The organism is Aliivibrio sp. 1S175 (assembly GCF_001690985.1).
Classification (GTDB): domain Bacteria; phylum Pseudomonadota; class Gammaproteobacteria; order Enterobacterales; family Vibrionaceae; genus Aliivibrio.
This window is the reverse complement of record NZ_MAJS01000013.1, coordinates 212845-226389: the sequence shown is the minus strand read 5'-3', so window position 1 is coordinate 226389 and position 13545 is coordinate 212845. Positions and strand designations below refer to the sequence as shown.

The window sequence follows — 13545 nt, the reverse complement described above, 5'->3', positions numbered from 1 at the left end:
ATGCTTTTAACGAACTAATTTTGTTACTTTTATTTATTATAAAAGAACATAATTTAATCAATTAGGGTGAAGGGATGAAAAGTTGTCAGGTTAGAAAATCGTGAATTCCATTTGTACCGAACCAATAAAGCAGGCTGAACGACATAATCCGCAACCATTACACAATGAAGAGTCAACGGTCGGTAACTTTCTTGGTTCGATAATTATCGCATTTTGTGGGCAGGCATCCGCACACACTTCGCATCCGCCAGACAATTTATTATTACAACTGGAAAGGAATTTTGGGCGTAAATTAATCGTCCCTTTCTTTTCTCCAAGTGCACCTGACTCACAGCTTGATTGACACTCACCACAAAGCGTACAGTGATTATAATCAAGGTTTAATTGAGGGCGATTATCAACCATTTCAATCACGTGTTGAGGGCAGGATGAACTGCAGGTTTCACATGATTGGCATAATTCCATGAACATCCCTTCCTCAACCGCGTAAGGTGGTCGAGGAACCGTGGGCTTAATGGCCTTCTGAGATGATTCTTTTAGTGATTTATTGGCACCTGATAATAACCCACGAAATAATCCTCGTCGGCTAACCGTGTTATGCTCTAAATAAGAACGATAATAGTTTTCATCTCGTTTGTCGGACATTAGAAATACAGCTTATATTGATGAGGCGTTATATTAAATTCTTCTTGTAATGCAGTTAACCAATCAAAAGTAATGGAAGATAACGAGGTATATATCTCTGTGGTTGCATTTTTTTGAACTAATTCTAAATAATGATAGGCCCAAGGTAATAAATGTTCAGAAAGTAACTCAGAGATAACGTCTTCGCTTTTACCTTGTTCTATCATCATTGCCATTGCTAACAAAGAAAGCCCAAACTGATCTTCTGGCTCTCTCATTCCGGTATTTAACTCGATATTATGTGTTAATAGAAATTGGCGGAAGCGTAATGTCGAATCGCCAAAAATAACTTGCTCTCTGTCTAGGTAAACCGATCCCCAAGGTGGAGCGGGCATGACGTCACAGCCTTCAAATAATTGTTGGAAGTCACTAGCGATAAAGTCTTTGTCAGTATTTTCATAGGCATAAATAAAGTCTGAAAATCCAGAGTCGTTCAAATCCTCACTGTTTTTTATTATCTCTATGTATTGAGTATTATTCTCATTATTTAGAGGGTAATAGAAGAAACTGCCTAATATTTTTGCTGCTGCGCTTATACTTTCCATTAATACTCTTATATAAATTGTAATCAACAAATAAATCCTACTATAAAATTACTGCCTTTTATTTGTTTTCGCTCAAAAAATAAAGACATATAATTTACAGATATATTAATAGTAGATAAATAATGTGACTTAGATAATGCAAATGAATAAAAAATCAACTATTGATATTAATATTTTTACTCTATTGCATTTGATTGATCAAAAACAATGTTTATTTATGTGGAAAAATTAAATTATATTAATGACTACCCCAAGAGAGGTAGTGATCGTAATGATAATAATTTCCATCGGAATATATCAGTCATAGATATATAATATAGAGAATGTCGATACATGAAATTAAAACAATTGCTAACGCCAAAGATAAGCCGTCGTCACTTTGTTAAGGGTGGTTCTATATTCGGTGGATTCGCCGCGGTTACCAGTGGTATTACACTGCCTTTTTTATCTCGTTCGGCAGTTGCGGCACCGCAAGCCCCAGTGAGTGAAGATAAAGTCGTTTGGAGTGCGTGCACCGTTAACTGTGGTAGCCGCTGTCCATTACGTATGCACGTTTCTGATGGTGAAATTAAATGGGTTGAAACCGATAATACCGGTAATGACGAATATGGTAATCATCAAGTAAGAGCTTGTTTACGTGGACGTTCTATGCGTCGACGTGTTTATAATCCAGACCGTTTAAAGTACCCAATGAAGCGTATTGGCGCTCGTGGTGAAGGCAAATTTAAGCGTATTACGTGGGATGAAGCGTTTACTGAAATTGCAAATAATATCAATCGTATTAAGAAAGACTACGGTAATGAAGCGATTTATCTAAACTACGGCACTGGCACCTTAGGTGGCACTGTAACTAAATCTTGGCCTCCAGGCGGCAGTTTGATTGCTCGTTTAATGAATTTAAATGGCGGTTACCTTAACCATTATGGTGATTATTCTACAGCGCAAATTGCTGAAGGCTTAAGCCATACTTATGGTGGCTTTGCAGCAAACAACTCTCCTTCTGATTTAGAGAATACGAAGTTAATCGTCCAATTTGGTAACAACCCTGCTGAAACTCGTATGTCTGGTGGTGGTGTGATTCACCATTTCATGGAAGGTAAAGCGAAATCGAATGCGCGTATGATAGTGGTTGATCCTCGTTATACCGATACCGCGGGTGGCCGTGAAGATCAGTGGATCCCTATTCGTCCGGGAACCGATACGGCATTTGTTGCTGCGATGGCTCATGTGATGATTAAGGAAAATTTGGTAGACCAAGCGTTCCTTGATAAATACTGCGTTGGTTATGATGAAAAAACATTACCTGAATCGGCACCAGCAAACAGCGATTATAAATCTTATATCTTAGGTTTAGGTGGTGATAATACGGAAAAAACACCTAAATGGGCTTCAAAAATCACGGGGATCCCTGAAGATATTATTATCAAGGCTGCTCGTGAAATTGGCTCAACAAAGCCTTGTGCTATTATTCAAGGTTGGGGTTTACAACGTACTGCTAATGGCGAGATCGCTTCTCGTGCAATTTCAATGTTGTCACTACTTACCGGTAATGTCGGTATTAACGGGGGTGGTACTGGTGCTCGTGAAGGAAGTTCTAGCATTCCATTTGTTCGTTTCCCTACGTTAAGTAACCCGATAGAAGCATCTATTCCTATGTTCCTTTGGACAGACGCTATTGTTCGTGGACCTGAAATGACGGCCACAGAAGATGGTATTCGAGGAAAAGAAAAACTAGATGTGCCTATCAAGTTCATTTGGAACTATGCGGGTAACTGTATCATCAACCAACATGCCGATATCAACCGCACGCACACCATCTTACAAGATGATAGCGCTTGTGAAATGATCGTTGTTGTTGATAATCACATGACATCTTCTGCTAAATACGCCGATATCGTACTGCCTGATTTAACAACGTCTGAGCAATCTGATTTCTGTATGGATGCATCGGCTGGCAACATGCCTTATTTCATTTTTGCTTCTCAAGCGATCAAACCTCAATTTGAAGCAAAAAGCATTTATGACATTTGTACGGGTCTTGCTGATAAGTTAGGCGTGAAAGAAGCGTTTACTGAAGGGCGAGATCAAGAAGGTTGGTTACGTCACTTGTATCAACTGACTCGCGCACAAGATCCAACGTTACCTGAGTTTGACGCGATGCGTGAGCAAGGGATCTACAAACGTAAAGTTGAAGAGCATTTTGTTGCTTATAAAGATTTCCGTCATGATCCTGAAGCAAATCCGCTAAATACACCAACAGGAAAAATCGAAATCTATTCAGAGAAACTGGCTGAGTTAGCTGACGCATGGACATTAAAAGACGATGAAGTGATTCACCCTCTTCCAATCTATGTACCTAACTTTGAAGGGTATGAAGAATCAAAAACAGGTAACTTCCCGCTTCAATTAACTGGCTTCCATTACAAAGCACGTGCTCACTCAACTTATGGCAACGTGAGTGTCTTGAAAGATGCCGCACCACAAGAAATGTGGCTTAACCCAATGGATGCTAAACAACGTGGCATCAACAATGGTGATTTAATTCGTATTTTCAATGACCGTGGTGAAGTACATATCGCAGCAAAAGTAACACCGCGAATTCTTCCAGGGGTTGTGGCATTAGGCGAGGGTGGCTGGTACGCACCAGATGGTCAGCGAATCGATCATGGTGGTTGTATCAATGTACTGACTACGCAACGTCCAAGTCCATTGGCAAAAGGCAATCCGCAACATACTAATTTAGTAGATGTGCAACTGGTTAAGAAGGCATAAGGGTTAAACAATGAAACAATACGGCTTTTATATTGATTCAAGTAAGTGTACTGGTTGCAAAACATGCCAACTTTCTTGTAAAGACAACAAAGATTTAGATGTGGGTGTAAACTTTCGCCGCATTTATGAATACGCAGGTGGAGATTGGCTAAAAGAAGGCGAAATCTACCGCCAGAGTGTGTATTCATATTACCTTTCAATCGCCTGTAACCATTGTGATGAACCGGCGTGTACTAAAGTGTGCCCATCAGGAGCGATGCATAAGCGTGAAGATGGCTTTGTAGTTGTTGATGAAGAAATCTGCATCGGGTGTAAATATTGCACCATGGCTTGTCCTTACGGCGCGCCACAATACGATGAAGAAAAAGGTCACATGACTAAGTGCGATGGGTGTTATGAACGTGTAGGTCAAGGTTTAGAGCCTATTTGTGTTGGTTCTTGCCCATTACGTGCATTGGAATTTGGTCCAATCGCGGAGCTACGTGCTAAGTACGGTACAAATGCTGATGTTGCACCATTACCATCATCATTGATCACTAAACCAAACATCGTCATTAAACCTAACCGTAACGCTCGTCCTACTGATGATCAAACCGGTCATCTAGCAAACCCTAAGGAGGTATAACATGGCTTGGCATGAATGGCCGTTGATTTTATTTACGGTACTCTCTCAAACCGCTGTCGGCGCTTTTTTAGTATTAGGCTGTGTTACGTTAAGTGGCAAACTATCAAAAGATGAAGATACGCGTTTACATCGCAGTATGTTTTTTCTTTGGGCATTAATGGGTTTAGGTCTAATGGCATCTATAATGCATCTAGGCAGTCCATTTAGAGCGTTTAATGCACTTAATCGCGTGGGTAGCTCATGGTTATCTAATGAAATTTTCGCATCAAGTTTATTCTTTGCAGCAGGTGGCTTTTATTGGTTACTTAACGTATTAAATAAAGGATCTGAAAGTGTGAAAAAAGCGTTATTGTTGCTAGCGATGTTGATTGGCGCTGGTTTCATGTACGCCATGATTAAGGTGTACCTTATCAATACCGTTCCAACGTGGAACAGTGTTTATACACCATTAGCGTTTCTACTAACCATGACTATTTCTGGATTGGTATTTGCCCATACTTTATTGGTGGGTTCAAAGCATAACCATCGTGATCTTGATAATGTATTACCGACGGTTGCTGCGATTGCATTAGCGATCAGTGTGATTGTGACGATTAGCCAAATGATTGGCCTTAGTCATATATCATCTGCGATTGTTGAAGCGTCAGATCTCATTCCAAACATGATGACCCTGCAGGTACTACGCATTGGTCTGTTGTTTATTGGTTTTGCGTTAATGTTCTCGCCACGTTTACTTTCAAGTAAGCCTGCGCTACCAATGATGCTACTTAGCTTTGGTTGTGTGTTGGTTTCTGAATTAATTAATCGCGGTGTATTTTATGGATTGCATATGTCGGTTGGCATGTAAGCACTCATAAAATAAATAAAGAACTCGTTGATTTATATTATGGCAATAATGATTTTTCGTTGTTGCCATTTTTATGAGATAAAAAAGAAGGACTCAATTGAGTCCTTCTTTTTTTTAAGAGAGAGGTTACTTACACGCTTTTTGTCACCATTTTAGGATTAATATTGGTAATTTGTTCGATAAGTTCAGCTTTCTCGCTCTTTTCTTGCCATACCAAATACAATGCCTGTTCCATCACTGGAGCCCCTTCGACTAAATAAAGCTCCTTATTTTCAACGTTTTGGTTAATCACTGGTGCAGGTAAATAGCCAACACTTGTGTGAGTCAGTAAATAATCTAACGCCATTCTAGAAGAGTGACTGTGTAAAATCGGTGTTTTTTGTAATTCAGTGATTTTACTGTGTTGGATGGCGAAACGAGCCCCCCAATCCAAATAAACTAATGGCATGGTTTGTGTGCTTGCTAACGTACAATTCAGCTCTTTAGACACTAATTGAAGTTGATAATCTCTGATTTTAAAGACTCGGATCCCATCAATTTTAGGGGGTTCACTTGTTATAAAGAGATCAACGCTTTTATCTAATAATGCTTTTGCGAGATCTTGACGAGGTATCGACTCTAAACGTAAAGCCAAACCTGGTATCGTTTCGTAGATACTATTAATCCAGTCAGAAATACCATCAAATTCCCAAATTAAAGCACTTGCCCCGATGGTTATTTGCGAGTTGTATTCTTCCGTTAGCGCGACATCTTGTTTAGCTCGCCCCCACGTTTGCAAAATAGCTTCAGCATAAGGAAGTAAACGTTCGCCCGCAGCCGTAAGTTGTACATTATGGCGTTGACGCGTAAAAAGAGGATTCCCTAATTGCGATTCTAATTGGCGAACGCGAAAACTTACAGCGGATTGGGTAAGAAATAAATGCTCTGCAGCACGCCCAAAATGACGCGTTTTTGTGACTTCTAAGAAGGTTTTAAGCAGATCCGTATCCAATGTTTTCATCTCTTTGATGGTGATATTGCCAACAATAAAATATTTTGATTGAAAGCGCTAATATTTTTTGTTGTACAACGAGCTCACTCTGAATTACATATACGTTTCTTGTGGTCACGAAGAAGCATCAATGCGAACTCTTACTAAATTTTATGATGACAAAAACTTCAAAAGAGGTTTTAGTCGTAGTGGTTTCACAATCCGCGAAGCGTTGATTTTAGAAACTTATGGTCGAACAATGCAATCATTACTAAACGGTGTAGTGGTAGCTGAATCAGAAGCTGAATTACGATTTGTTGAGCAAGTACAGCATCAGCCTGCTGCGATTTCAGAATTTGCACAATGTTGGTTGAAGTATCAAAATAAGATTAACTTTAAACCTAAGTACTATACGTTGTGTGGCACTCAGCGTTCATCAGATGACAGTTCTGATGATCACAGTGATTCGTCATCAGATGATCTTGATTAGATAAAATTTTCTAATATTAAATAAAAGCCGAATACTTTTTAGTATTCGGCTTTTTTATTGGGCTGGTTTTACCCTGAAATCTATTTATTTCAAATAAGGTGAAAGTTCTTTTGCCATAAACTCAGCAATCCACGGTTGTGCTTCTGGTGTTGGGTGAAGCCCATCCTTCATCATCCATTCTGGTTTTATAATTACGTGTTCTAAAAAAAAGGGCAGTAAAGCAATGTCATGCTTTTCACTAAGTTTAGGATAAAGTGAACCAAACGCTTGGCTATAACGTTTACCATAGTTAGGTGGCACTTGAATTTGCATTAATAGAGGTTGGGCGTTAGCGGCTTTAATCTGAGCAAACATATTTTCTAAATTGGCATTTATTTTTTGTGGTGGAAAACCACGTAAGCCATCATTTGCGCCTAGCTCAATTAATACATAATTAGGTTTGTGTTGGGATAACAAGGCCGGTAGGCGGTTTAATCCATTTCCTGTGGTGTCACCTGAAATACTGCCGTTAACTACCTCTGTAGGCTTATTTAGTTTATTTAATTTAGCAGGCAATAACGAAGGCCAACTTTGCTCTATTGGCATATTGTAACCAGCACTTAAACTATCACCAAGGATAAGAAGCGTTTGGCTATATGCATTTTGTAATGGAAAGTATAGGCTAGCAAGAAGAACTAGAAATAAAGTAAAAATACGACGCATAATATACAAGCTCAGTAGATATGATGAGACATACAATGATAAGGATGAGAACATATTGCAATATTTATTTTAATTTGAAAGGGATCGAAGTATGTCTTTCAAATTAAAACATCATTAACGATAGATATCGTGACTCAAGTAGCAGCTCGTTTACCAATAAGGATATTGAAAACCTCGTGCAGGATAAAACTAAAAATAATACGAAATCAGTTATTACAAAAACCATGTTGATATTATTTCAATCTTTGATATTTATGCTTATTTATATCAGTAATAATTGGTATGCAGAACATCAAGGGATAACTCGAAGTATTATTACTGAATTTGATTTAGCTCTTCCTTTTATTGAATGGATGATCATCCCTTATTTAAGTTCTGCTATTTATTTCTTGCTTGCCTTTTTTTATGTTAATGATTCTAAAAAGTATCAACAATTAAATCAAAATATGTTACTTGCCGTTTTAATCTCAGGGTGGTGTTTTTATTTATACCCACTCTATTTTGGCTCGGTTGAGTTGGTGATTAATTACCCTTGGGAGCTTGGTTTTGATTTGGTGTATTTTTTTGATAAACCTTATAATCAAGCACCTTCTTTGCATATTATCTACGGCATTTTATTATGGTTCTCATTATTTGGGCGACTCAATAGTACACTCAATTGGGTCATTACGGTGAGTATTGCATTAATGTTGGTATCAACACTATTTACTTACCAACATCGGATTCTTGATGTGATTAGCGGAGTTGCTGTTGCTGTTGGTGTTATCTGCTTCACTCGATATTATCTGTTGAGCTATCTGTCACAAGTCTATTTATCGTTAGCATCAACCTGTTGGTTATTGAGTATGATATTGATGCTCGTTAATCCAATATTAAGTCTATTGTTTGGCTATTTATCAATAGGATTTGGCCTGCTATTCATTGCTTATTTTATGAATAAACCTTATGTGCTTGGTAAGCGTCGCAATGGCACAATAGGGATGATCTATCTTGTTTGTCTATTTCCTTATCGATTTGTCTATTGGTTTATGTGGAAGATGCGTTCTTGGGTTGATAAACAGCCAGTCGTTTCTATCTTGCCATGGTTAAGTGTTGGCCGACGATTATCGAAGTTCGATGAACGAGAAAAATTTACACATGTTATTGATTTGAGTTCAGAGCTATCACTAATGTCGACTCTTCATTACGATGATGCCTATCAAAGCGATAATCAATATAGATATTTACCTTTATTAGATTTACAGCCGATCACAATGGTTGATGCGGTGCTTTTTTGTGAATCTATAGAAATGATAAAAAGAAATAATGAAGTTTTTTCTGTTTATGTACATTGTACGATGGGGATTAGTCGCAGCTATGCCATGATCGCAAGTTATCTTGTGCGATCAGGCGAATGTGAACCGTGTGATGTTAAGGCGTATTTATCGACTTTAAACCCCCATGTTATGTTGAGAGAGTGTTATTTAGATCAAGAGCTACTACAAAAATTAAGTGAATACAGCGTAGAGAAAGATAAGCTATGAGCCCTAATTTAATTTTTATGTTGATAATGTTTATTTTTATCTCTGTTGCTACGGTTGCTGCTTTTATCAAAAAAGAATCTCTTAGTTCTGAGTTTTATTTACGTGTTAGATCATGGTGGTGGATGCTATTTGTGCTCACTCTCTTTGTGTTATTGCCTATTTCATGTATGCCTTTATTTATTTTATTCTTAGGGTTAATGGGGGCTCAAGAAATAGCAAAGGTGAGTCGATTAAACGCCTTAACAACCCGTGCTTTGATAATGTCAATGACGCTACCAATACTACTAAGTTATTGGTCTTTTTATATTATGCTGATAACTGGAGTTATAGGGTTTACTTGCGCTCTAATTTGTCTTTTTATATCCCAAAACGAGTTGGTGACAGGAAGAAATAATAAGGTTGTCCCATTGCTAAGCATTATGGTTTTACTTGCTGTTTTTCTTTTCTCTTTTACCCTATTACTTAGTCATAAAGAGAGTGAAGTAGCGATGAGTTATGTGTTATATCTTATTTTTGTGACGCAATTTAATGATGCGATTCAATATTTTGTTGGTAAACAATTTGGTAAACACCAATTGTGTTCAACAATAAGTCCTAATAAAACGGTGGAAGGGGCAATTGGAGGTGGGTTAATTGTATCAGTGTTAGCGACTATCCTTGCTTTATTTATTACCCCTTTTTCTTTAGTCTCAGCCATAGCGATGAGTTTTACCTTAACAACATTAGGCGTTTCAGGAGATGTCTGTGTTTCATGGGTAAAGCGTAAGTTTGGTGTTAAAGATATGGGGACTTTACTCCCTGGGCACGGTGGACTGCTTGATCGTATTGATAGCTTACTGTTAGCTACGCCAATATTTCTACTTATTGTCGAGCTTTTAATACTTTAGTAACCAAACGTGAAGGTAAGCAGTTTAAAAGCGTAACGAGTAGCTTCATTCTTAGAGGGAAAATACTGAGAGCCGCTTTCTGCTTAATGGCTTTGATTATACAATTTACGGCTTGATATTCTTCTAATAAAAAGGGTTTATGAGAGGCATCTCCTCCATTTAATTCTCTGAGTTTTTGGGTGTTTATATAACCCGGTGCGATAGCCGTTACATTGATATTATGTTTTGTTAAGGTTGTTGCATAGTGCTTTGTTTGTGTAATCATATCGGCTTTTAAGCGACTATAAAGTGTTGGTGAAGAAGATCGCACTAACCCTGCGATTGAAGAGATGGTTACCAAATGACCGTAGCCTTGAGCGGTCATTTTTTGTGATGCTAGCTTAAAACAGAGATTAAACCCTGTTTCGTTTACCAACTTCATTTCATTTTGCTCATCCTGAGTGAGATCTAAACGCCTTTCATTAAAATACTTTCCGGCACAATAGATCAGAATATCCATTGGATTTTTTTTTAACGAATCAAAAAATTTAATGACTTCATCATAATGGCTCACATCTACATTTATCAGGAATAAGGAGGGTGTTATTAGCTCTGCTGGTACCTTGGTAATATCTCGTCCGCAAATAACGACTTGATTGCCTGTATTTAGATAATACCTTGCTAGAGCGAGGCCAATTCCACTTGTTCCACCAATAATGATTACATTCATGTGGCTTCCTACTTTTTGTGTTGATTAAATGCCATAGAGGCTTTGTGGTAACCATAATCCCATTGAGCTTGCATCATTGTACGAAATTGATCATAGTTTGGGGTTTTAATCTCTATTTGGTTGGATAACCATTGTATCTTTTTATTGATTTGATGGGCTTTGAGTTTCTTTGGTGAGTCGGCTGTATCGATCCAAATATCTTGCGCCCTGCGTGGAATAGTTTGTTGAACATCATTAGGGTTATAGCCTAGAAGATGTAAAAAAGCGGGGATGGCACTAAAGCTTGAGAAAGGCTGTTTTTCTTCTAGTGAGAGCATTGTTGAACAATGTTGAGCAAGATGAAAAGGCACTAGATCCAACATTCCTCCCATGTAGTTATTTCCTGCAACTGAGTATGGGGGTAAATAATAAATATCAGACACTGAGATACGAATCGCATTCTGAAAAGAGACAGAATCTTCTTTTTTAAAAACGTTTTTGATAAGAGAAGAATGAGGGGTATAGGGGGCTTTTGATAAAGCTGAAATTCCCTTGTTATTGCTAAAAACAACTTCTTCAAATAGAGGTGAAGAGTGTCTTTTTGTCCCGACTTGGCTTTCATTAAAGCAGAGTTTTGAGCCAATTATCGCAATGGTACAGCTGTTTGAAGCGTAATTAGGAATGAAAGGGAACAAAGGCTTTGTTTCATCATCGATCGTAAAAATCGCATCGTGATGGAGGTCGGGGAAAATATCTGTTGCTTTACGATGGAGATACCGTTTACCAAGATCGAGAAAGAGCTTGATAAGCGAATGCCTCCTATTACATTGAATTCGTTGAGACATCTGGTGTAGTTCATGACTTAACAGTGCTTCTTTTTGCTCTTCAATTGAGTTAAATGATCCAATAATACCTGCAGCGATAGCACCGCCACAGGTGGCAAAAATAGCATCGGGGTGTTTGTTAGAGTCAATGGCTGCTGCATACATTCCAAGATAATAACCAAATCGTGAACCACCACCAGACATTAGCATCGTATGTTCAAATGTTTTATCTTTATGCTTCCCTGGTATTTGGTTACTCTTGGTATTTGGCTTCATGCTTAGAGACTCTTTTGAGCAATAGATACGGTAAATATGCCACTAGGGTCAATATCCATATCCACTTTTGTTAATCCTACTTCTGTAACTAAAGCGTCCATTTCGGCTTGAGAACGACAGCGCATAATCCATGGTTCCCCTCTGTGATTATTGAGGGTTCTGCCTATAAACTCTTGCTGTGGGTGCCAAGGTTGATTGGTATAAAGTAAATAACCACCGGGAGCGAGTTGATTAATCATACCCTCTAACGCCGTTTTGATTATGGTGTTATCAGGAAAGAGTTCGAATAGCCCTGAAACAATAGCAAGATCGTAGTTTGATTTATTAAGATAACTTTCTTTAGAAAATGCATCGGCTTGAATAGAGGTGGCGCGTGTTTCTAAATTCATGGTTTCAATACGTGAAGCCATTATTTGAATATTTGATGGGTCAAAGTCTCTCATTTCAACAGAGATCAGAGGATTTGATTCCATAAGGTCAAATAGGTAACGACCATTACCACTTGCGATATCAAGTACATGGAATGTTTGTGTGGCATCAATGTATTTTTTGAGTAGCTCGGCGATGATTACTTTTCTACAGCGAATGCCTTGCCAGCCTGGGCTATCGAGATAAATTCTATCCACTATTTTACCAATAAAGGTGCTCCCTTGTGCCTTATTAGTATAAACATTATCGAGTGATTGGCCTGAATCGAATCCATGCTGTAAACCAATGTTAATTCCTTGGCTTAAACGACCAATTGAGTTCAGTACCACTCTGGTGATTGGATAGACTGGATTTATGCTAGGTAATAGTAACGAATCCATCTTATCTTTGCTTACTCCATAGTGATTGGCTTTGCTGTAATTAACCTTAGTGCTAGGTTGTACAAAGCATTCATCAATAAAAGTTTGGCATCTGTTGAAAACGTCTGTTGTTTTATCTTCATGAAAAATAGCGTGATAAAGATCAGGATAGTAAGTCCATTCTTTTTTTGTAGAAGAGAGGCGATTATAAAATTTACGTTGAGCTGAGCGACTCACTACCCAATCTTGCCCTGCACACAGTACCAAGGTTGGTGTATGGATTGTTTCTGCATCATCAATGATCCTTTGTCCTGTTTGGTAGGTATCAATTAAAAGATCGGTCGATATAGATCTTGAGATAAGTGGGTCTTGATTATAAATCGTTTGTTGAGCTCTATCATGAGTCAGTACTTTTGATTTTACATAACTGGTGACTTTAGGTAACAGGGATAGCTTCCTTGCTACTTTTAATAGCGCGATAGCAAAAGGGACATATAAACGGATGTTGAACGCTGGGGTAGCGAGGATCATTCCTCTAATATTGGGAGCATAATCATGAACCCAGCTTGTGGCAATAACAGCACCCATACTACTGGCAATAACAAACATATCTTCAGTTGAACGTTGGGTTTCTTTACTAATCTGCTCTACAAAAAGTTGAAGATCTTTAGCGAAGACTGAGAAATGCTCTGCATCATCTCGTGGGCCTTCAGATAATCCATTACCACGTGCATCCCAAGCATAAACGGTATAATTATGGTCCACAAAGAAATTAGCCATCGCTTCCATTCTTCCTGAATGTTCATGTCCTCGGTGTAGCAACAAGATGATCCCTTTGGTATCAGGTTGTTGGTTCCAAGAGCGGTAGATAATCTTTGTCTCATCCCAAGACGAAAAGCTTTGGTGATTTAATGTCATAATTTG

General features: G+C 38.3%; 13 protein-coding genes. 6 read left to right on the top strand and 7 right to left on the bottom strand.

All coding sequences use genetic code 11. The features are described 5' to 3' along the window. Positions 1 to 90 precede the first annotated feature (90 nt). Positions 91 to 645 (bottom strand): ferredoxin-type protein NapF, encoded by a 555-nt coding sequence (locus A6E06_RS07355; protein WP_065591988.1) that lies wholly within the window; start codon positions 643 to 645, stop codon positions 91 to 93. Next, a complete protein-coding gene (locus tag A6E06_RS07350) occupies positions 645 to 1229 on the bottom strand; it encodes a molecular chaperone TorD family protein (protein ID WP_065591987.1) in 585 nt (194 codons plus the stop codon). The genes A6E06_RS07355 and A6E06_RS07350 overlap by 1 nt, the downstream gene beginning before the upstream one ends. A 333-nt stretch (positions 1230 to 1562) precedes the next feature. On the opposite strand from A6E06_RS07350, the gene A6E06_RS07345 reads away from it, so the two are divergent. From A6E06_RS07345 to A6E06_RS07335, 3 genes are read left to right on the top strand one after another with little or no spacing between them, the layout of a single operon-like run. Further along, the gene (locus A6E06_RS07345; RefSeq protein ID WP_065591986.1) at positions 1563 to 4001 is read left to right on the top strand and encodes a DmsA/YnfE/YnfF family dimethyl sulfoxide reductase; all 2439 of its coding nucleotides are present in this window, start codon (positions 1563 to 1565) and stop codon (positions 3999 to 4001) included. A 10-nt stretch (positions 4002 to 4011) separates the two neighbouring features. Further along, entirely contained in the window at positions 4012 to 4626 is a 615-nt protein-coding gene (locus A6E06_RS07340; protein ID WP_065591985.1) for a DMSO/selenate family reductase complex B subunit, read from the top strand. A gap of 1 nt (position 4627) precedes the next feature. Further along, a complete protein-coding gene (locus tag A6E06_RS07335; RefSeq protein ID WP_065591984.1) occupies positions 4628 to 5473 on the top strand; it encodes a DmsC/YnfH family molybdoenzyme membrane anchor subunit in 846 nt (281 codons plus the stop codon). Between the two features lie 130 nt (positions 5474 to 5603). Here the strand turns inward: A6E06_RS07335 and hdfR are convergent, their stop codons facing one another. Next, a complete protein-coding gene (gene hdfR, locus A6E06_RS07330; protein ID WP_065592050.1) occupies positions 5604 to 6464 on the bottom strand; it encodes an HTH-type transcriptional regulator HdfR in 861 nt (286 codons plus the stop codon). A 70-nt stretch (positions 6465 to 6534) separates the two neighbouring features. Between hdfR and A6E06_RS07325 the strand changes: the two genes are divergently transcribed. After that, positions 6535 to 6933, top strand: a complete 399-nt coding sequence (locus A6E06_RS07325; RefSeq protein WP_083190298.1) for a DUF413 domain-containing protein — start codon at positions 6535 to 6537, stop codon at positions 6931 to 6933. Positions 6934 to 7017: 84 nt separating this feature from the next. Here A6E06_RS07325 and tesA read toward each other — a convergent pair whose 3' ends face one another. Then, positions 7018 to 7635: a multifunctional acyl-CoA thioesterase I/protease I/lysophospholipase L1 gene (gene tesA / locus A6E06_RS07320; protein WP_065591982.1), complete on the bottom strand. Its 618-nt coding sequence runs from the start codon at positions 7633 to 7635 to the stop codon at positions 7018 to 7020. A 254-nt stretch (positions 7636 to 7889) separates the two neighbouring features. Between tesA and A6E06_RS07315 the strand changes: the two genes are divergently transcribed. Together A6E06_RS07315 and A6E06_RS07310 are read left to right on the top strand one after the other, a co-directional pair. Beyond that, positions 7890 to 9158, top strand: a complete 1269-nt coding sequence (locus A6E06_RS07315) for a dual specificity protein phosphatase family protein (protein WP_176713278.1) — start codon at positions 7890 to 7892, stop codon at positions 9156 to 9158. Continuing rightward, complete coding sequence (locus tag A6E06_RS07310; RefSeq protein WP_065591980.1) at positions 9155 to 10045, top strand: phosphatidate cytidylyltransferase; 891 nt, start codon at positions 9155 to 9157, stop codon at positions 10043 to 10045. The genes A6E06_RS07315 and A6E06_RS07310 overlap by 4 nt, the downstream gene beginning before the upstream one ends. Here A6E06_RS07310 and A6E06_RS07305 read toward each other — a convergent pair. From A6E06_RS07305 to A6E06_RS07295, 3 genes are read right to left on the bottom strand one after another with little or no spacing between them, the layout of a single operon-like run. Next, positions 10020 to 10754, bottom strand: coding sequence for an SDR family oxidoreductase (locus A6E06_RS07305; RefSeq protein ID WP_065591979.1), 735 nt, complete (start codon positions 10752 to 10754; stop codon positions 10020 to 10022). The two genes, A6E06_RS07310 and A6E06_RS07305, sit on opposite strands and share 26 nt — an antisense overlap. Positions 10755 to 10762: 8 nt before the next feature. Next, positions 10763 to 11833: a patatin-like phospholipase family protein gene (locus A6E06_RS07300; RefSeq protein WP_065591978.1), complete on the bottom strand. Its 1071-nt coding sequence runs from the start codon at positions 11831 to 11833 to the stop codon at positions 10763 to 10765. Positions 11834 to 11835: 2 nt separating this feature from the next. Next, positions 11836 to 13539: a bifunctional alpha/beta hydrolase/class I SAM-dependent methyltransferase gene (locus A6E06_RS07295; protein ID WP_065591977.1), complete on the bottom strand. Its 1704-nt coding sequence runs from the start codon at positions 13537 to 13539 to the stop codon at positions 11836 to 11838. Positions 13540 to 13545: the final 6 nt, after the last annotated feature.

Bases quoted from the DNA above. Each gene is read 5' to 3' on its own strand.
- A6E06_RS07305 (WP_065591979.1), bottom strand. From the start codon at position 10,754: ATGAATGTAATCATTATTGGTGGAACAAGTGGAATTGGCCTCGCTCTA.
- A6E06_RS07295 (WP_065591977.1), bottom strand. From the start codon at position 13,539: ATGACATTAAATCACCAAAGCTTTTCGTCTTGGGATGAGACAAAGATT.
- tesA (WP_065591982.1), bottom strand. From the start codon at position 7,635: ATGCGTCGTATTTTTACTTTATTTCTAGTTCTTCTTGCTAGCCTATAC.
- A6E06_RS07300 (WP_065591978.1), bottom strand. From the start codon at position 11,833: ATGAAGCCAAATACCAAGAGTAACCAAATACCAGGGAAGCATAAAGAT.
- A6E06_RS07355 (WP_065591988.1), bottom strand. From the start codon at position 645: ATGTCCGACAAACGAGATGAAAACTATTATCGTTCTTATTTAGAGCAT.
- A6E06_RS07340 (WP_065591985.1), top strand. From the start codon at position 4,012: ATGAAACAATACGGCTTTTATATTGATTCAAGTAAGTGTACTGGTTGC.
- A6E06_RS07345 (WP_065591986.1), top strand. From the start codon at position 1,563: ATGAAATTAAAACAATTGCTAACGCCAAAGATAAGCCGTCGTCACTTT.
- A6E06_RS07350 (WP_065591987.1), bottom strand. From the start codon at position 1,229: ATGGAAAGTATAAGCGCAGCAGCAAAAATATTAGGCAGTTTCTTCTAT.
- A6E06_RS07310 (WP_065591980.1), top strand. From the start codon at position 9,155: ATGAGCCCTAATTTAATTTTTATGTTGATAATGTTTATTTTTATCTCT.
- A6E06_RS07335 (WP_065591984.1), top strand. From the start codon at position 4,628: ATGGCTTGGCATGAATGGCCGTTGATTTTATTTACGGTACTCTCTCAA.
- A6E06_RS07315 (WP_176713278.1), top strand. From the start codon at position 7,890: ATGCTTATTTATATCAGTAATAATTGGTATGCAGAACATCAAGGGATA.